The following is an 18,073-nucleotide window of genomic DNA, read 5'->3' as shown; positions in this document are numbered from 1 at the left end:
AACACCTCCTTGCACTTAGTGTGATGTGCAGGAGGTGTTCTTACTCAGGAAGTAGCTGCCTTAATTCGCCTTTTGGAAGTCACCTTCAAATGTATCTTTTTTGCCGTCTTTTTCAGCTTTGAGCGTGTAGCTTCTGATTCCATCATTCGTGGATTGGTAAAACTCAAAAGTACCTTCAGCAGTTACTTCCACTTCGTATGTTTTGTCTTCCAACGTTACGGTAACCTCTGTTCCAGGTTTTACTTTACCGACGATTTGGTAAACTCCCAAATTGGCTAAAGAAAAGGTCTTACCTTTAACACTTTCCTTGTCAATAAATGCAACCTGCTCAGGCTTTTTCTCGTCTGTTGCTGGTTTCGTCGGATCTTTTGGCTTTTCCTGTTGTCCGACTTGATTAGGGTTCACATTATCCGCAATCAAAACGGTTTGCGTTTTTGGATCCCACTCTACTTTGTAACTCAGCGCTTCCGCAATAAAACGAACAGGTACTACAGTACGCTTGTTCACAATCTGTGCAGGCACGTCCAGGTTGATCGTTTGTCCATTTTTCTTGGCAATTTTTTGTGTAACGACCAATCTGATGTTATCTTTCCCTTTATTAATCGTTACGGTACGAGTAGCTTCGTTCCACTGCACTTCAAAACCGAGGCTTTCTGCAATCGGACGAATCGGAACCAGTGTACGCCCCTGGCTGATAATAGGTGCTTGGTCAGGAAACGCGATTTGTTTTTTATTGTACTCCACTTTAACAGCAGTCTGTACTGCTTTCGGCGCAACAGGTGCAGATGCTGCCGCTGCAGAAAACGCTGCCATTGGTACCAGGGCGATCGCTAGCAGTAATGAGGTTACTTTTTTAAGCAAAACATTCACTCCATTTCCAAAAAAGTTCATACGATTCTTAATCTACTATAGGATGAGGACTGTTTCAAGAATTTCCTACAGTCTCCCTTTCAAAAGATCGTTCTTTCCTAGTAGTTCTCTTCCATCTCGTTACTTTTTCCTCCTCCTTTTGACCTAATTTCAAATTGTTACAAAAATGCAACCATCTTGCTTTCCAAAACCGTTACAATAGACAAGAAGCGACAGTATTTTATCTTGAAAGAGGCAATGACTGATGAATAAATTTCTCCCTTTCCTCATCCTGGCACTTATCTTAACGTTAATTCCTCCAGTAGGAAGCTCCGCCAATACGACGGCCATCCAATTGGGAAGTGATGTACTGTTCAATCAGTTCCACCATCTCATTGAAGGCAAAAAAGTCGGGTTGATTACGAATCAAACAGGTCTGAACAGTCAAATGGTTAGCACGATCGACATGTTACGACGTGATCGCTCCGTGCATTTAACCACTCTCTATGCACCTGAACATGGCCTCGACGGAAAAACGGTCGCAGGAAAACAAGTAACGAGCTTTGTTCATCCCGTTTACGCTATACCGGTCTACGGCTTGTCTGGATCAACTCGCAAGCCGACACCAGAAATGCTGAAAGACATTGATATTCTTCTCATCGATTTGCAAGATATCGGATCGAGAACCTACACATACATATCTACCTTGCAATACGCCATGACAGCTGCAAAGGAACAAGGAAAAGAAGTAATGATATTGGATCGACCGAATCCTCTCGGCGGAACAATTGTCGAGGGTCCTGTAGTTGAACTGCCTTACCGCTCCTTTATCGGAGTGGACACCCTCCCGCTTGCACATGGCATGACGATCGGAGAGCTGGCATTGTTTTTCAACCGTACCATCGGTGTAGACCTTACCGTCATTCCGATGCAAGGGTATGCACGCAGCATGATTTATCAACAGACAGGTTTAGCCTGGATTCCGAGTTCTCCGCATATCCCTAACTTGACCTCGGTTTTCGGGTATATGGCAACTGGTTTGGGTGAGGGTACCCCCATTCGTCAAGGCGACCATTTCACCTGGATCGGGGCTGAGGGTCTGGATTCGCACAAGTACGCCGATCTGTTAAATGGAAGTCTTCTGCCTGGTGTCATCTTTATTCCTGAGAATAAAGGAACTGCCGGGGGCGTACGCCTTCAGATCAACGATCTACATCAGTTTAACCCTGTAAAAACAGGTATTTACGCGCTGACCTATGCCAAGCAATTGCAGCCATTCCCTATGCCAAAAAGTACAAGTATGCAAATCTCTATGTTCGACAAGGTGATGGGTACCAACAAAATCGGTCTGCTTCTCGAACAAGGCAAATCCCCGCAGGAGATTGTTTCTTCCTATGAAGCGGATCTTAAGAAATTTGTAGAGCTGCGGCAAAAATATTTGATCTATGGCGATAAACCGTTTATCCCAATGCAGCCGATTCAACAGAAACAACCGAAGCAATCAAAGCAGCCTGAACAACCAGAACAACCGAAACCATCTAAGCCAGAAAAGCCAAAGACACCGACTCCACAGCAGCCTGGCAATAATAATGGAACGACCAATCCAGCGAAGAAACCTGAACCAGCTACAAAACCGATTCCTCAGACACCGAAGTCTTCTGAGAAGATCGCTTATTTAACCTTTGACGATGGACCTTCTTCAGTAACTCCACGTGTTTTGGATACGCTGAAAACGCATCAGGTTAAAGCTACCTTCTTTATAGTAGGCCGTGAGGTAGCTGGTCATGAGGCCATTCTCAAAAGGATTGTAGCTGAAGGGCATGCGTTGGGAGGACATTCGTATTCCCATAATTATCAACTTGTTTACAAAAACATGGAGAGCTTTTTTGCAGACCTAGAAAAAGGCAGTCAAATGATTGAAAAAGCAACCGGCGTAAAACCAGCAGTATTCCGCTATCCAGGTGGCAGCACGAATACCGTCAGTTTGAAATATCAAGATCCCAAACGTTATAACAAGCAGCATACAGTCATGCATGCGATCAAAGCAGAGGCGCAACAACGTGGCTATTCATTTATCGACTGGAATGTAACAAACGGCGATGCAAGAAGCAACAAATACACAGCCGCTCAAACACTGGCCAATATAAAGCAGCAAGTAAAGTCACAAAAAGAAATCGTCGTCTTGATGCATGATTCCAGTACCAAGTCACCAACAGCTGAAGCTCTCCCAGAAATCATTTCGTACTTGAAAGAAAAAGGCTATCGTTTTGAAGTCATTCAAGCCGATCGTCCAACTGTTTCCAACGTAAAATAATCACAGCAGCAAAAAGCCCGCTCTGTAATAGAGCGGGTTATTTTGTATGTTAGACCTTGTGACTGGCTAAGTCGTCAGTTTTTCGTATCGGAGGCGCAGCTCTCTTTTCAAAATTTTTCCGCTAGGGTTTCGAGGAAGATTGTCGGCAATCACTACATATTTGGGTGCTTTGAAGGAGGAAAGACGGTCTTTGCAAAAAGCAAGCATCTCGTCAGCAGTCAGTGACTCACCTGCTTTTGGCACAACGACAGCCGTCACTGCTTCGATCCAGTACGGATGGGGAACTCCGATCACTGCGACCTCAGACACTTTCGGATGTTGATAAATAAGCTCCTCAATCTCCCTGCTTGCAACGTTCTCTCCCCCCGATTTAATCATATCCTTTTTCCGATCAACGACCGTGATATAGCCTTCTTCATCCATGATGCCCAAATCCCCGCTGTGAAACCACCCACCATGGAAAGCAGCCCGTGTCTTTTCCTCATCTCGGAAATACCCCAGCATCGCATGACTGGTCCTGTGTACAATCTCACCAACACTTCCACGCGGGACTTCATTCCCATCATCATCGACGATTTTCGTTTCTACATGTAACGCTGGCTTGCCTGCAGAGCCCGCTTTTCTCATCTGATCCTTCGGCTGTAAAACAGTTGCTAATGGAGCCACTTCCGTCTGCCCGTAAAAATTGTAATACTGTGCGTTCGGGAGACGTTGACCAAGCTCTTTTAACACTTCTACAGGCATGATCGCAGCACCGTAATAGCACTTTTGCAAAGAACTCAAATTGCGCACGGCAAAATCGGGAGAACGCAGTATTGCAATCCATACGGTTGGCGGGCAAAACAACTGAGTAGCCTTATACGCCTCTACCGTCTGCAGCATTAACGCAGGGGTTGCCTGTTCCAAAATAATACCGCTCCCACCTAGGTACACGTACGGTCCCAAAAAGCAATGAAGCTGCGCACTATGGAACAAGGGAAGCGCGTGAACAGCCACATCATCCTGCGTCATCCCGCCTTCAATGATCGCACTGACATATTCGGAGATAATGCTTTTATGCGTGAGCATAACGCCCTTTGGCTTTGATTCCGTTCCGCTGGTATACAAAATCTGTACAACATCTTCTTCCGCTATATCTACTTCAGGCTCATGGTCGTCTGCCGCTTCCATCAGCGTGCGAAAAGGCAACCATTCCCCTGCTTGTACTGTAGGTTTGGACATGAGGGAAAGCAGCTTGGGGGAAATTCCAGCTAATTGGAGTCCGTCTTGAGCGAGCTGCAGGAATTCAGGGGATACGAAGCACGCACTCACTTCCGCATGACCCAAAATATAGGCGACATCTTCCTTATTCAACATGAAGTTGATCGGCACCATGATGACTCCTGCTTTCGCTAGCCCAAAGTTCAGAATCGCAAAATCCATCGAGTTGCGTGAAAGTACAGCTACCCGCTCCCCTTTTTGCAAGCCTTTGGAAAGAAGCGTATGAGCCGTCTTATTTGCAAGCTGATCAAGCTGCGTGTAGGTCAATACTTCTTCCTCAAAGTACAGGGCAGGCTTATCAGGATTTCGCCCACGACTTCTTCGCAAAATATCGCCTAGTGCATTTCTACGAACCCGTTGCGCTTCGAGCATGCAAATTCCCCCATCACTTTTAGTCTCCTCTCCATTATATAATAGTTTTCTTTATTTTCTGATATTTTTACAATAAAGAAACGACAACTTACACTCAAAGCTCTCAACCATAAAAAAGACCCCAGCTTCTCAACTGGAGTCGGTTCATTTGTATTTATGGCGGAGGGAGCAGGATTCGAACCCGCGTGAGCTTGCACTCTAACGGTTTTCAAGACCGCCCCGTTATGACCACTTCGGTATCCCTCCGTATTTCAACAATACTTACTATATCACAGCTCTACTATTTTTTGCAAGAGCCCTGTATCCATTTCCTTTATCGTTTGAAGGCAACGAGTTTCAATTCCGTCATTTCTTCTATCGCGTATTTGACCCCTTCCCGACCAAGTCCGCTTTCCTTTACGCCACCGTAGGGCATATGGTCCACGCGAAAAGTCGGAATATCATTTACCATCACACCACCCACGCGCAGCTCTTCTGCCGCTTCCAGAGCCAACGACAGATTGTTGGTATAGACACCAGCCTGTAATCCATAGCGGGAATCATTGACCAACGTAATGCCTTGCCGGACAGACTCCACTGGATTAATCAGAACGACAGGACCAAATACTTCCTGACAAGAAACTTTTGCCTCTGCCGGAACACCCGTCAACACCGTAGGTTGGAGCATCCGATCCACGATCTGTCCCCCACACTCCAAACGTGCCCCCTGCTGGAGCGCCTCATGAATCCACGCCATCGCACGTTCTGATTCGCGTGGATTGATCATAGCGGAATAGTCCGCGTCCTCAGAGAGCGAATCACCACCGCGAAGTGCTCGTGTGTGTTCAACAAACTGTTGGACGAAATCATGATAGATTTCTTTGACCACATAAATTCTTTGCACAGAGATACATACCTGCCCAGAATAGGCGAATGCGCCAAAAACGCATCGGGGTATCACATCATTGAGTTGCACATCGCGATCAACGATCACTGCCGAATTCGATCCCAGCTCGAGCGTGACTCTTTTCATGCCCGCTCGATTGCGTATATCCAGCCCAACACTTGGGCTCCCTGTAAACGTCACCGCCCTGACTCTCGGGTCAGACACGATTTTATCGCCAACACTCGCACCACTGCCTGTGATCACATTTAGGGCTCCTGCAGGCACACCCGCTTGCTCTGCGAGCTCTGCGAGAAACAATGCGCTAAGTGGTGTCTGCGATGCAGGCTTGAGAACAACAGTATTACCAGCAGCGAGAGCAGGTCCGACCTTATGGGCGACGAGATTCATGGGAAAATTAAAGGGTGTAATGGCACCGATGACTCCCAGTGGTTCACGCACGGTGTAAGCCAGGCGCCCCTCTCCGCCGATAGCTGCATCGAGTGGTACAGTTTCTCCATGGAGGCGTTTGGCTTCCTCTGCCGCAAACTTATACGTCTGAATGGTTCGGATCACTTCACCGCGGGCTGTTTTAATTGGTTTTCCCGCTTCTATTGCGATGATCCGTGCCGCTTCCTCCAAACGTTCATTCATCAAAATTGAGATTTTTTCAAGCAGGAAGGAGCGTTGATAGGCAGGAAGACGCCGCATGACGGCTGTCGCTTCGTGGGCCGCAGCAATTGCTTTTTCAACCAATGATGAGTCTGCTTGCGAAATTTGTGCAATCTCTTGACCCGTACATGGAGAGAATAGCGGTGCATGAGCAGTGGCTGGCACCCACTCTCCCCCGATAAAGCACGTTTTTTTCATTGGTATCCCCACTCTCATTGATTGGAGTTCACCTCCAAACATTCTCCCTCATGCGCATGCCTTCCTGTCTTGATTTTGAAATATTTGGATATCTTTTTACTCTTTCACACTTTTCGCTACACCGCACCATTCCAGTAACGTAAGCGCAAAGATCTCAGCACAACGGAATACCTCATCCAAAACGATGTATTCATTCGGGTAGTGTGCAACCTGTGTGACTCCAGGTCCGACAACAATCGCTGGGGTATTAGCCAAAGCCGTCAACAAACCGCCATCTGTTCCCCAAGGCGATGCTTCCACAATGGCACGATCTCCTGTCACAGCTTCAAACTGTGCTTGCAGAATTTCCATCAACGGATGATCTAGCTCCACTGCTCCCGGAACCCAACGAGCTCCGAACCACTCCAGCTCGACGGGCTGTTCTGCAAACCACGGGTCGATCTCAGCCAGCTTTTTGAGTGCTGCTGCCATTTCGGCTTTGGCATTGTCCATCTGCTCTCCTGGGGCAACCCCCATCCTTCCTTCCAGCTTGACGAGGTCAGCTACAGACGAAGGCCACTTGCCACCCTCAATCACCCCCAGATTAATCGGGATCGGAATGGGCAGCTTGGCGTAGAGCGGATCGTCGAGTCGATCATTTCGCTCTTTTTCCAATTGACCAATTGCTTGAACGACGAGCATGCTCTTTTCGATGGCGCTGACTCCCTCGTAGCGGGTCCCTCCGTGAGCAGAACGCCCTTTGACGGTCAATCTGAACCACATGGAGCCTTGCTGCTTCGGGAAAATTTTCATATTGGTCGGCTCTGGAATCAGGGCAGCATCCGCTTTGTACCCGCGAATGATGGTCGCCAATGTTCCAGCACCGCCGCTTTCTTCTTCTACGACGCTCTGAAAAATGACGTCGCCTTTCAGTTGCACACCCAACTTCTGTAGAACCTGGATCGCCAACAGTGAAGATAGGTTTCCACCCTTCATGTCTGTTGCTCCACGTCCGTAAAGCTTGCCGTCCACAACCTTCCCGCTAAACGGAGCATCGCTCCACTGTGCCAGATCGCCCTCAGGCACTACATCCACGTGTCCGTTTAGAATGATGGAACGCCCATCTCCTTGACCCTTCCACACACCGACGACATTCGGGCTGCCTTCAAACGTTGTGCGCGGGGAGACAAAATACGGATGTGACACCAGCTCCTCGCCTTCCATGACCCATAAGTCAACGTCCAGCCCCATCTGCCCCAAAAGCTCTGCAATGCTTTGCTGGATGGATTGCTCTTCGCCTTGTACGCTCGGGCTTTTTACCCATTGCTGTAGCAGTTGAACAGCCGCCTCGCGATCTTTTTCCAATTGCTCCCGAATAAGCACCTGCCAGTTTGCCATGTTTTTCCCCCGTTCCATGGTTTTTGTCTTTGCTTAGCGGAAAACGCCAACCTCTCCGTCCATCTTGAGCTCGGCTTCCGTTGCTCCAATCACGTCAGCGACACTGTAAGGATACATGACTTCTCGCAGATACAACCCATCTGGCATGACCTCCATTACTGCCATATCCGTGATGATCAAATCCGCTGCTTTTGTCGCAGTTAACGGCAGTGAACATTCCCGAACGATTTTCGAACGTCCGTTTTTATCCAGATGCGTGGTCACAACCATGACCTTCTTGGCCTTTTGTGCCAGCTCCATAGCTCCTCCCATGCCTGGGACGCGTTTACCTGGAACGATCCAGTTGGCAATATCACCATTTTGGCTTACTTCCAGGACTCCTAAAATCGTCATGTCCAACAGTCCACGACGGATGATGGCAAAAGCAGTCGCACTGTCAAAAAAGGATGCCCCTGTGGCGAGCGTGACAGGAAAACCGCCCGCATTGCATAGCATGGCGTTCTCCTCGCCTTTCGCAGGGCTTGGTCCTGTACCGAGAATGCCGTTCTCCGCGTGAAACATGACCCGCTTGTCAGCTGGGATAAAATCCGCAACCAATGTTGGAATGCCGATTCCCAGATTAATAATCATGCCGTCTTCTACTTCCAACGCTGCGCGGCGGGCAATTCGTTCACGATAGCTCTCTGTTTCTTTTACTTCTCCCATGCCCATTGCCAGTTCACCCCTTCACTTTGGACGATAAAGTTCACGAAAACGCCCGGGGTGACGATTTCTTCCGGGTCGATCATGCCTACCTCTACAATCTCATCCGCTTCCACGATAGTAATGTCGCCCGCCATCGCCACTAACGGATTGAAATTGCGTGCACTTGTATCAAACACCAAATTGCCAAAGCGATCCGCTTTTTTCGCATGTACGATAGCCACTTCGGCAGTAAGCGGTGTCTCCAACAGGTATTCCTTTCCATCCAGAACGACCTTCTGCTTCCCTTTTTCCGCGATCGTCCCGATGCCGACATCCGATAGAATGCCTCCCAGACCGACTCCACCTGCCCGTACACGCTCTGCGAGTATCCCCTGCGGGCAGAACTCTACTTCCAGCTCTCCAGCCGTCATTTGGGCCCCTGCGTTCGGATTTGAGCCAATGTGTGAAGCAATGACTTTTTTAACGCGCTTTTCGGTCACCAGCTTGCCGATTCCGATATGCGGGAAAGCAGTATCGTTACTGATCAACGTCAGATCACGCACGCCCCTATCCAAAATCCCCTGAATCAACGTAGGCGGGTTCCCTACCCCACCGAAGCCCCCTGCCAACAGCGTCATCCCATCGTGAAAATGGGTGAGCGCTTCGGACAGGGAGACGACCTTTTCAAATCGGTTTGTCATTCTCGTTCCTCCTCCTCTATCCGATCAGTGCCTTGTCTTGGAGCTCTTGCTGAACAGCTACCACCGCTTCTTTCAGCAGAGATATCAGCTCATCGATTTGCTCCGTAGTAATGGTCAGTGGAGGTGAGATGATGACAGCGTCTCCTGCCACCCCTTCGATTCCGCCCATTGCCGGATAAATAAGCAAGCCTTTTTCAAATGCTTTTTCAATGACCTTCCCGCCTACCCCTTGTGAAAGTGCAAACGGCTCTTTTGTCTGCTTGTTTTTCACTAATTCCAGCGCGCACAGCATACCAAGACCACGTGCATCTCCGATCAACGGGAGCTCGTCAGCCAGTTCTTTTAGGCGGGCAAGCAAATAGGCACCTTGTTCTGCTGCTTTGTCGACTAGCTGATGCTTCTCCACATAGTTGAGGACAGCCAGAGAAACAGCAGCAGATTGTGGATTGGCGCTATACGTATGTCCTGCCATAATCGAGCCGCTGCCTTTTGTAATGGTCTCAATGATTTCGTCCGAGACAATCGTAGCAGCCATTGGCGTATAACCGGCACTCATCCCTTTACCCAATGCCATCAGGTCAGGTACGACGTCCCAATGGTCGATCCCAAACGCTTTCCCCGTGCGACCTACCCCTGTCATCACTTCGTCTGCGATAAACAGAACCTCATACTTGTCGCAAATCTCGCGAATGCGTTGGAAGTAACCATTTGGCGGCACAACAGCCCCACCAGAAGCGCCGATGACAGGCTCAGCGATGAATGCCGCTACTTGCTCAGGTCCGACGCGCAAAATCGCGGTCTCCAGCTCGTTTGCACACGCAAGCGCATACGCTTCGAGGGACATGTCTTCTGGTTTACGATACGGATATGGTCCTGTGATCGCCGGATAGTCAGCCAATAATGAGGTGAACCGCTTTCTGCGCAAGACATGTCCAGACATCGAAAGTGCACCCATTGTAATCCCGTGATAGCTCATCCAGCGGGAGATAATCCGATTTTTCGTTGGTCTTCCTTTTTCTTGCCAGTACTGAATCGCGATTTTTTGTGCAGTCTCTGTTGCTTCCGAACCGCTGCTGACAAAAAACGTCCAGTTCAGTGAGCCTGGTGCCCACTCAGCCAGCTTCGCAGCCAGTTTCTCCACAGCATCGCTGCTAAAATGCGAGCGGTATACAAAGGAAACCTCTTTGGCTTGCGCATACATCGCCTCAGCCACTTCTTCTACACCGTGACCAATGCTTGCCGTCACCGCTCCACTGGAACCGTCGATGTAACGATTCCCTTCTTTATCGTAAAGATAGATGCCTTTTCCGTGAGAAATTACCGGATACTCTTTGCCCAATTCAGGCTTGATTACATAGCTTTTCGTCATTTTCGTCGCCACCTCGCTTATTCTCTACCTCTATCCTAGCTGAGCAGCACGCAAGAGCCATCCTACGTGCTGGCAAAAAAACATGGCAAAGAGACAAAATCTTTTGTACATTTTGTATAAGAGAACCTTTACCGAGGCTTTTGGAGGAGATGCCTGATGACCATCACGATAAAAGAAGCACTACAACTGCCGGACATGGTTCACACCAGGCTGATCGCAGGAGCAGGCGGACTGGACAATCCGATTCGGTGGGTGACTATTGTCGAGGTGCTGGAGGATACGAGTCGCTTGCAGGAAGGCGAATTTTTGATTACAACCGGCTTTGGGCTGGCTGAAAACATGGAAAAGCTCGCTTCTTTTATTCCTTCGTTGGCGAAGCAAAAGCTGAGTGGCGTTGCGATTCATACGGGCTTTTACTTACGAGAAATTCCCGAGACGTTTTTGTCTTTGGCGGATCACTATCAACTTCCATTGATTGAAATTCCCACGGAGATTAACTTTTCGATCATCACCAAAGCTATCTTGCAGCCGATCATGAATCGCCAATTTGAGACGCTGGCCTATTCCTCGGCGATTCACAATCGAATGATTGACGCTGCCCTGTCCAAAGGAGGCCTTCCCGCCATCGCTGGCGAGCTCGCTACACTTACCGGAGGCGTCGTGTCGCTCATCGATGCATTAGGCTTCGAAGTCACACAGCATGGCAGCTCGGAAGCACTGCCGCATGAGCAGTCCCAGGAAATCTCGCATCGTGTACCGATTCGCGCCAATCGCGAGCATTTTGGCACGTTGACCTTAACGAAGCCCGAGCACACCTGGAAAGAGCTCGATGACGTCGCTCTACAGCATGCCTCTACCTTATGTGCACTCGAATATGTAAAGGAAAGGGCAGTAGCCGCAACGGAATGGAGGTTAAAAGGGGATTTTGTGGAGGAGTTGCTAAACGGGCAGCAGATGACCCATACGGAGCTGGAGAGCCGTTGTCGCATGCTGGGGTACCCGCTTGCTGGACATCATCTCTGTGTCGCTGTTCGCGTAGAGGTAGCCGATCAGACGCTGCTTGGAGACATGCATCAAAGTGTCATTACATTGATGCGGAGGCTTAGCGACCGTCATCAGCGCTCTTATTTGCTACGCGAGCGTCCACATTGCCTCTTATTTATTTTGCCGGATGATCAGACGAGCCTGCGCTTGTTGGAACAGCTCACTTCCCGCTGGAGAGGGTTGCACCCTTCTCTTGACCTACAGATCGCCTTGAGCAATCCCTGTGAGCAATTGCCAAACGTCGTCAGTGCCTCCGAAGAATCGATGTTTGCTCTCCAAGCGTATCCGCTGTTGGCCCAATCCCCGCAAATTTTGCGATACCGGGATATGCAGGGCTATCAGTTTTTATTTCCGTACCATCGTGAAAAAGATAGCTTGCTCCGCCTGTGGAACCCATTGCTAGAGCCATTAATTCGCTATGATACGAAATACAATCAACAGCTTCTCGAAACACTTGAAGTGTATTTGGCCCAAAATGGAAACGGTCTACAGACTTCGCAAGCCTTGTATATCCATCGACATACGCTCAAGTACCGATTGACCCAGATTGAAGAAAAAACAGGCTACCGCCTGGAGGATGCTCATCAACGCTGGCAGCTTCAGTTGGCCCTGATGGCCCGTCGTCTGCAACAGCAGTTGTATCCTACAAACAGGTAGCCTGTTATTCCCTCGTCGGACGAAGTGGCTTTACCCATATATTCATGTCTTCATATCCTGAAAAAATCGTGCAATTGTTAATCAACCGTCCGCGGTAAGCATAGCCCATTTTGGCAGCCGTCACATTCATTCCTGCAGATTGTGCCCGGGTCAAGGTGTATAAAAAGTAAATCCCCGCCTCCTCCATCCTTTGTTCCAGCGCGATAAACAACGGTTGGAGGAGACCTTTCCCCGCATGGTCTGGATCGGTCGCACAATCCGTCATTTCCGCTGAACCAAATCGTTCGGATACTTCAGCCGATGCAGCACATGCAATCTTGCCGTCAAATTCAACGACATAATAGATGGTGCCTTCTTGCATGGTTTTGAGAATGTAGGACGGATCGTTCATCGGTGTAGGATACGTCGCGAATACCAGTCCATACAAAAAAGCCAATTCCTTCGTGTCTGCCTCCGTTGCTTCACGCAGGTGGTATCCCTCGGGTAATGTTTTCTCTATCGTACCCCCCGCTCGTGACAAGCTCAACGTAAGAATTTCCTCGGCAAGTTTTGCTGCACCAGAGGTGGCCCGCTCTTTTGTCAGATAGCAGGTGAGCATCTGTGCGTTTTCCCCTTGAAAAAAACCATCGATGGTTCCCTCCAGCTCGTAACCAAGGGATTGCCATTGTGAAACATCTTGTTTCTTCCCGTACACAATCACTTTTGTTGCCTCTGACTCTTCGGCCAGCTCCTTCATGACCCGATCCCACTGCTCGATTTGTGATGGTTCATATACGTGCAGCTTTACCCGGCGATTTTGTCGATCAATGATCAGGTCGCCAGCGTCCTGTGCGCCTACAACATTTATCACGGTCTTCATCCTCCCCTACAGTACTCCTCCTCTCATTGTAGCAAAACAAGTAAAGCCGTCATCTGCCAATCTGTATAAAAAAGCGTTCCTCATGCACAAAAAAACACAGGGTGGGCATTCTGTTGGGTCATATTTACTCGTTCTTCATACCATAAAAGTAGATGCTTCATGTGCGAGAAGGAGGGTGTTTTTTGTGAGCTGCAATAACAATTTTGCCCTGATCCTTGTCCTCTTTGTCCTTTTGGTCATCGTACTCGTCGTAATCGGATAGACTTCTGGAGATGCCTCTCATGTCAGGTCGTATCGAGGGGCCTTTTACATATCATGGTAATAGGGAATCACACGCTCGAGAAGGGAGGAAGCCCTCGTGCCCCCACTTATCTATGCCCATCGTGGCGCTTCCGGCCTGTTTCCGGAAAATACGATGGGATCCTTTCAAGCAGCCGTCCGACGAAAAGCTAATGGGATCGAATTGGACGTCCAGCTCAGCAGTGATAATAAGCTGGTTGTCATTCATGACCATAGCCTGGAACGCACGACCAATGGTTCCGGTATGGTGCGCCAATACACATTGCGTGAACTGCGTCAGCTACGTGCGGATAAAGACTCGTCTATGCGAGTACCAAAAGCCCACATCCCAACCTTGCAGGAGGTATTCCAGACGTTTGTCGACACACCACTGCGCTTCATCATCGAGCTGAAAAATTTCTTCCTCGATCAACCCCACTTAGAGGAGCTCGTCATCGAACAAATCAGACGTTATCAGCTAACAGAGCGAACCATCATTTCAGCGTTTAACTTCGACAGCCTTTTACGAATTAAGCAATTGGATGCCACGCAAAGGACGGGACTTTTATACGTTGGACCACTCGTCAAGCCCTGGGAAGTAGCCAGCAGCTATCGAGCTGATCAATTGCACGTCCCTTATGATCAATTGACGGAAGACTTGGTCAAACAAGCAAAGGAGCATCATTTTGAAGTATTGAGCTGGACGGTGAACAGTGGTCGGCAAATTCAACGAGCCATTGACTGTGGTGTAGATGGTCTGATCACCAATTACCCGAAGCGTGCGAGAAATCTGATTCGCAATTTATAAAAAAGAAAGGGAGCCCTTAAAAAGGCTCCCTTTTTGTTGCTGCATCCTTACGTACGTGGCACGAAAAACTTTCCTTGCCAGCTATTCCGCGCTTTCAGTTCTGCATCAATGCCATTCAGAACTTCCCACTTTTTGCGACTCCACATCGGTCCAATCAAGAGATCAGGTGGGCCGTCCCCAGTGATTCGATGGACGATCATCTCTGGAGGTAAAATTTCCAATGTATCCACAACGAGCTTTGTGTACTCTTCCTGTGACAGGAATTCCAAAAGACCTGCTTCATATTGCTTCACCATCGGCGTTTTGCGCAGCAGATGCAACAGGTGTATCTTGATCCCCTGCACATCGAGATGTGCCACAGCATCTGCCGTCTGCATCATCTCTTCTTGGCTCTCTCCTGGCAATCCGTAGATGATATGTGAGCATACACGAATGTTGTGCTTGCGTAATCTCTCTACAGCATCCACGTAGCATTGATAATCGTGTGCTCGATTAATTAACTGGGCTGTGTGCTCATGAACTGTCTGTAGACCGAGCTCCACCCACAAATATGTGCGCTCATTCAATTCAGCCAAATACTCCACAACATCGTCAGGCAGGCAGTCAGGACGTGTGGCAATGGAGAGCCCAACTACACCTTCTTGTTGGAGGATGACTTCGTACATCTCCCGCAGCTCCTCTACAGGTGCATACGTATTCGTGTACGCTTGGAAGAAGCCCAAATACTTGGCTTGCGGCCATTTCTCATGCATGCGATTTTTCACATCATGAAACTGTCTTTCCAGGTCCATTCTGCGATCACCAGCAAAATCTCCAGATCCTCTCGCACTGCAAAACGTGCAGCCGCCTGTCGCTACTTTCCCATCCCGATTCGGACAACTAAAACCGCCATCCAATGGAACCTTAAAAATCTTTTCGTGAAAAGTTCCTCTTAAATGATTATTCCATGTATGGTATCGTTTATCGCCCCACAACAATGGGACGTCGTTGTTGTGAATATCTGTCGCGAGCTTCATTGCTGTTTTCCTCCTATGGGCACCGCTACGTCTGGCGCTGGTGCCTTAATCCCGTTGGCGAACGCTACTTGCTTGATCACGTCATTATACCAAATTCGGCAACGGTCTCGCTACTTTAAGATAATAGGAAAACCACAGGTGAATATTCCCCCTGTGGCTTTGCTTGTTTACGTCACTATTGCTGGATCTCCTCAATACGAATCGCGCGTGTGTGAGAGGTGTGACTCCACTCTTGGTTTTTCTTCGTAAAGAACGCGTAAAACATAATCGGAAGCCAGGTCAGGAAAAAGAATGGTAGTAAGAGGAGCCCGAAATACCCCTTCCACGGAACTTTATCCAAATAGAGGGCCAAGATCGGCAACAGGTAGAACACGGCAGTAGAACCGTATACCAGCCATGTAGGCAAGATCGTGGATACTGTTGTCAGCGTACCGATATCAAAAAATCTTGCCAAGAACAATACCGACATCATCGTCACCATCAGCACATACATCGGTTGGAAGAGGTAGAAGGCTGCATCAAGCATTCCCAGCTTTCTTGACTTCAAACCATTAAACAAGACAGCGCGGATGTAGCGTCCTGCCACATCGTAGTGCCCTTGCATCCAACGCAAACGCTGGCGCATCGACGATTTTAAATCAATCGGTTTTTCATCCCAGACCTTGGTGTCATGTGCCCATGTCGGGTAAATACCGCGTTCAATACAACGTGTTGCAAATTCCAGGTCTTCCGTGAGACTGGTTGCTCCCCAGCCCATTTCTTTGAGCAGGTTGCTCTCAATGCACAAGCCCGTTCCGCCCAAAGTGTTCGGCAGTCCCAAATTGTGACGAGCTAACTGCCACATACGGTTTGTAAACCAGTAGGTAACCGCATAGGAAAGCGTAATCCAGGAATCAAACGGGTTCTTGGAGTCGAGGTAGCCTTGAATTACACGCGCCCCTTTGGAGAGACGGTCATTCATTACTTTCAGGAAGTTTTTCTCAACCAAGTTGTCAGCATCAAACATGACGACAGCGTCATACTGCTTAGGTCTTGCCCAGAGGTTCTCCAGCATCCATTCGATGCCGTAGCCTTTCCCACGCTTGGATGTGTCAAAACGCTCACATGCAATTGCACCATGCGCCCGACTAATTTCTGCCGTGTTATCTGTACAGTTGTCGCAAATGACGAAGATGTCGTACATTTCACGTGGATAGTCGAGTTTCTTCAGGTTTTCAATAAGCGGAGCAATTACGGCGCTCTCATTGTGAGCTGCCACGAGCACAGCAAACGTCTTTTGCGGCTCTGTTGTTACTTGCTCTTTTTTGCGGAACAGGCCTGCACAAGAAACCAGTGTTTGGTATGTGCCGATTACACCCACCGCAGACGTAAATCCGATGAATAATCCCTCAATGATCTCTCTAATTACACTCATGGGTTCTTCTCCTCGACCTAAACCAGATTGGGTCTGATCTGAATTTAGGTAGTGTTGTTTTTCCAACATTTCTCTATTGTTTTTCTCTCAATTGGCAGTTTACATCAAATGCGATTCATAAGCAATGACCCAAAAGTGGGAAAAAATAAGGCACTGCTATCACCTTTCCCACCTTTTTCTCTTTCTATTCGACAGTGCTTAGCAGTTGGCAGAAAAAAAAGCCCTTGTCGAAAAAGGCTCCATTTATTTAGAAAAATACAAACGCTCGTTTCCATTTCTTCCTGATTGCTTTCGGGATTGGTGCGGTCGGCGAGACTCGAACTCGCACGGGTCGCCCCGCCACCCCCTCAAGATGGTGTGTCTGCCAATTCCACCACGACCGCCTATAAACGCTGATTTTACTCGTGTTTTTCTGTTGACACGAAGTACGTTTTTGAGTATACACAATCAATTTTCGCAAGTCAATATCGTTTTCGATTTGATGGAGCCCATATTTTTCCTGTCAAACTATCTTTTTTATTGCTCAGTCTACTAGTAGATACGTTTGTCGAAAAAGAAAGTTACATGTCGCAAAAATTTTGAAAGAATGCAAACGCATCTCTACAAAAATATCATTGTTTCGTCACATTTTCCGAATAGAAAAGGAGCCATATTCTGTGATTTTTTTACATAATTTATGACAAGTCAGACAAAATATTTCCAATTTTGGATGGAAGTTTTTTAACTTTTTTTTGAAATAGGCTATTTGTCTCATCACATGCTTTTGTTTGTATCCTGAAAGACACTTTATATCTTCTACGAAAAAAACCTCCTGCGGACGCCACAACGTCCTAAGGAGGCTATCTTTTGAAAAGGCGTGGCGTCCCAGGAGAGATTCGAACTCCCGACCGACGGCTTAGAAGGCCGTTGCTCTATCCTGCTGAGCTACTGGGACTAAAATGGAGGGAGTACCCGGATTTGAACCGGGGATAAGGGTTTTGCAGACCCGTGCCTTACCCCTTGGCTATACTCCCATGTTGTTATGGGGCGATCGATGGGACTTGAACCCACGAGTGCCGGAGCCACAATCCGGTGCGTTAACCCCTTCGCCACGACCGCCATATTTTTATGTAGTTTGGTAGCGGTGGAGGGAATCGAACCCCCGACCTTTCGGGTATGAACCGAACGCTCTAACCAGCTGAGCTACGCCGCCAAAATAAAAATGGCGGAGAGTGAGGGATTCGAACCCTCGCTACGCTTGCGCATACTAACGGTTTAGCAAACCGTCCCCTTCGGCCTCTTGGGTAACTCTCCGTGATTATATGCACCTTCAAAACTAGATATGCATGATTGCTAAGA

14 protein-coding genes and 7 tRNA genes are annotated in these 18,073 nt (G+C 48.4%); 4 read left to right on the top strand and 17 right to left on the bottom strand.

The annotated features are described in order from the left end of the window. Nucleotides 1-60: 60 nt before the first annotated feature. Nucleotides 61-891: a copper amine oxidase N-terminal domain-containing protein gene (locus HP398_RS28060; protein WP_173624254.1), complete on the bottom strand. Its 831-nt coding sequence runs from the start codon at nt 889-891 to the stop codon at nt 61-63. Between the two features lie 223 nt (nt 892-1,114). Between HP398_RS28060 and HP398_RS28055 the strand changes: the two genes are divergently transcribed. After that, nucleotides 1,115-3,163 carry an exo-beta-N-acetylmuramidase NamZ domain-containing protein gene (locus HP398_RS28055; protein WP_173624253.1) on the top strand — a complete coding sequence of 683 codons (2,049 nt, stop codon included), beginning with the start codon at nt 1,115-1,117 and terminating at the stop codon, nt 3,161-3,163. A 66-nt stretch (nt 3,164-3,229) separates the two neighbouring features. Here the strand turns inward: HP398_RS28055 and HP398_RS28050 are convergent, their stop codons facing one another. The 7 genes from HP398_RS28050 to HP398_RS28020 all read right to left on the bottom strand — a co-directional run bounded on the left by HP398_RS28050 (nt 3,230) and on the right by HP398_RS28020 (nt 10,658). After that, nucleotides 3,230-4,795 carry an acyl-CoA synthetase gene (locus tag HP398_RS28050; RefSeq protein ID WP_173624252.1) on the bottom strand — a complete coding sequence of 522 codons (1,566 nt, stop codon included), beginning with the start codon at nt 4,793-4,795 and terminating at the stop codon, nt 3,230-3,232. Between the two features lie 157 nt (nt 4,796-4,952). Further along, nucleotides 4,953-5,041 (bottom strand) — tRNA-Ser (locus HP398_RS28045). Between the two features lie 67 nt (nt 5,042-5,108). Further along, a complete protein-coding gene (locus HP398_RS28040; RefSeq protein ID WP_026042998.1) occupies nt 5,109-6,527 on the bottom strand; it encodes an aldehyde dehydrogenase family protein in 1,419 nt (472 codons plus the stop codon). Nucleotides 6,528-6,623: 96 nt separating this feature from the next. Beyond that, nucleotides 6,624-7,904, bottom strand: a complete 1,281-nt coding sequence (locus HP398_RS28035; protein WP_017247771.1) for a peptidase — start codon at nt 7,902-7,904, stop codon at nt 6,624-6,626. A gap of 33 nt (nt 7,905-7,937) precedes the next feature. Next, nucleotides 7,938-8,615, bottom strand: a complete 678-nt coding sequence (locus HP398_RS28030; protein WP_069852430.1) for a 3-oxoacid CoA-transferase subunit B — start codon at nt 8,613-8,615, stop codon at nt 7,938-7,940. Beyond that, nucleotides 8,597-9,289, bottom strand: coding sequence for a 3-oxoacid CoA-transferase subunit A (locus tag HP398_RS28025; RefSeq protein WP_017247769.1), 693 nt, complete (start codon nt 9,287-9,289; stop codon nt 8,597-8,599). The genes HP398_RS28030 and HP398_RS28025 overlap by 19 nt, the downstream gene beginning before the upstream one ends. Nucleotides 9,290-9,305: 16 nt before the next feature. Continuing rightward, nucleotides 9,306-10,658, bottom strand: a complete 1,353-nt coding sequence (locus HP398_RS28020; protein ID WP_017247768.1) for an aspartate aminotransferase family protein — start codon at nt 10,656-10,658, stop codon at nt 9,306-9,308. A 156-nt stretch (nt 10,659-10,814) separates the two neighbouring features. On the opposite strand from HP398_RS28020, the gene HP398_RS28015 reads away from it, so the two are divergent. Next, nucleotides 10,815-12,359: a PucR family transcriptional regulator gene (locus HP398_RS28015; protein ID WP_173624251.1), complete on the top strand. Its 1,545-nt coding sequence runs from the start codon at nt 10,815-10,817 to the stop codon at nt 12,357-12,359. Nucleotides 12,360-12,363: 4 nt separating this feature from the next. Here the strand turns inward: HP398_RS28015 and ablB are convergent, their stop codons facing one another. Next, nucleotides 12,364-13,218 (bottom strand): putative beta-lysine N-acetyltransferase, encoded by an 855-nt coding sequence (ablB, locus tag HP398_RS28010; RefSeq protein WP_017247766.1) that lies wholly within the window; start codon nt 13,216-13,218, stop codon nt 12,364-12,366. On the opposite strand from ablB, the gene yjcZ reads away from it, so the two are divergent. Both yjcZ and HP398_RS28000 read left to right on the top strand, forming a co-directional pair. Beyond that, the gene (gene yjcZ, locus HP398_RS31460) at nt 13,166-13,480 is read left to right on the top strand and encodes a sporulation protein YjcZ (protein ID WP_106836696.1); all 315 of its coding nucleotides are present in this window, start codon (nt 13,166-13,168) and stop codon (nt 13,478-13,480) included. The genes ablB and yjcZ overlap by 53 nt on opposite strands. 96 nt (nt 13,481-13,576) lie before the next feature. Further along, nucleotides 13,577-14,305 carry a glycerophosphodiester phosphodiesterase gene (locus HP398_RS28000; RefSeq protein WP_083261745.1) on the top strand — a complete coding sequence of 243 codons (729 nt, stop codon included), beginning with the start codon at nt 13,577-13,579 and terminating at the stop codon, nt 14,303-14,305. A gap of 47 nt (nt 14,306-14,352) precedes the next feature. On the opposite strand, the gene mnmL is transcribed toward HP398_RS28000, so the two are convergent. The 8 genes from mnmL to HP398_RS27960 all read right to left on the bottom strand — a co-directional run bounded on the left by mnmL (nt 14,353) and on the right by HP398_RS27960 (nt 18,028). Then, nucleotides 14,353-15,321: a tRNA modification radical SAM protein MnmL/YtqA gene (gene mnmL, locus HP398_RS27995; RefSeq protein ID WP_069852441.1), complete on the bottom strand. Its 969-nt coding sequence runs from the start codon at nt 15,319-15,321 to the stop codon at nt 14,353-14,355. Between the two features lie 175 nt (nt 15,322-15,496). After that, nucleotides 15,497-16,735 carry a glycosyltransferase family 2 protein gene (locus tag HP398_RS27990; RefSeq protein WP_007724131.1) on the bottom strand — a complete coding sequence of 413 codons (1,239 nt, stop codon included), beginning with the start codon at nt 16,733-16,735 and terminating at the stop codon, nt 15,497-15,499. Nucleotides 16,736-17,033: 298 nt separating this feature from the next. Next, nucleotides 17,034-17,118: transfer RNA gene (locus HP398_RS27985), tRNA-Leu, on the bottom strand. A 474-nt stretch (nt 17,119-17,592) separates the two neighbouring features. Next, a tRNA-Arg gene (locus tag HP398_RS27980) sits at nt 17,593-17,669 on the bottom strand. A 5-nt stretch (nt 17,670-17,674) separates the two neighbouring features. Then, a tRNA-Cys gene (locus tag HP398_RS27975) sits at nt 17,675-17,748 on the bottom strand. 9 nt (nt 17,749-17,757) lie between these two features. Then, nucleotides 17,758-17,833 (bottom strand) — tRNA-His (locus HP398_RS27970). A 17-nt stretch (nt 17,834-17,850) separates the two neighbouring features. Next, nucleotides 17,851-17,927 (bottom strand) — tRNA-Met (locus HP398_RS27965). A gap of 10 nt (nt 17,928-17,937) precedes the next feature. After that, nucleotides 17,938-18,028: transfer RNA gene (locus HP398_RS27960), tRNA-Ser, on the bottom strand. Nucleotides 18,029-18,073: the final 45 nt, after the last annotated feature.

This window comes from Brevibacillus sp. HB1.4B (assembly GCF_013284285.1).
Taxonomy (GTDB): Bacteria; Bacillota; Bacilli; order Brevibacillales; family Brevibacillaceae; genus Brevibacillus; species Brevibacillus porteri.
The sequence above is the reverse complement of the archived record's forward strand: the minus strand, read 5'-3'. Positions and strand labels throughout refer to the sequence as shown.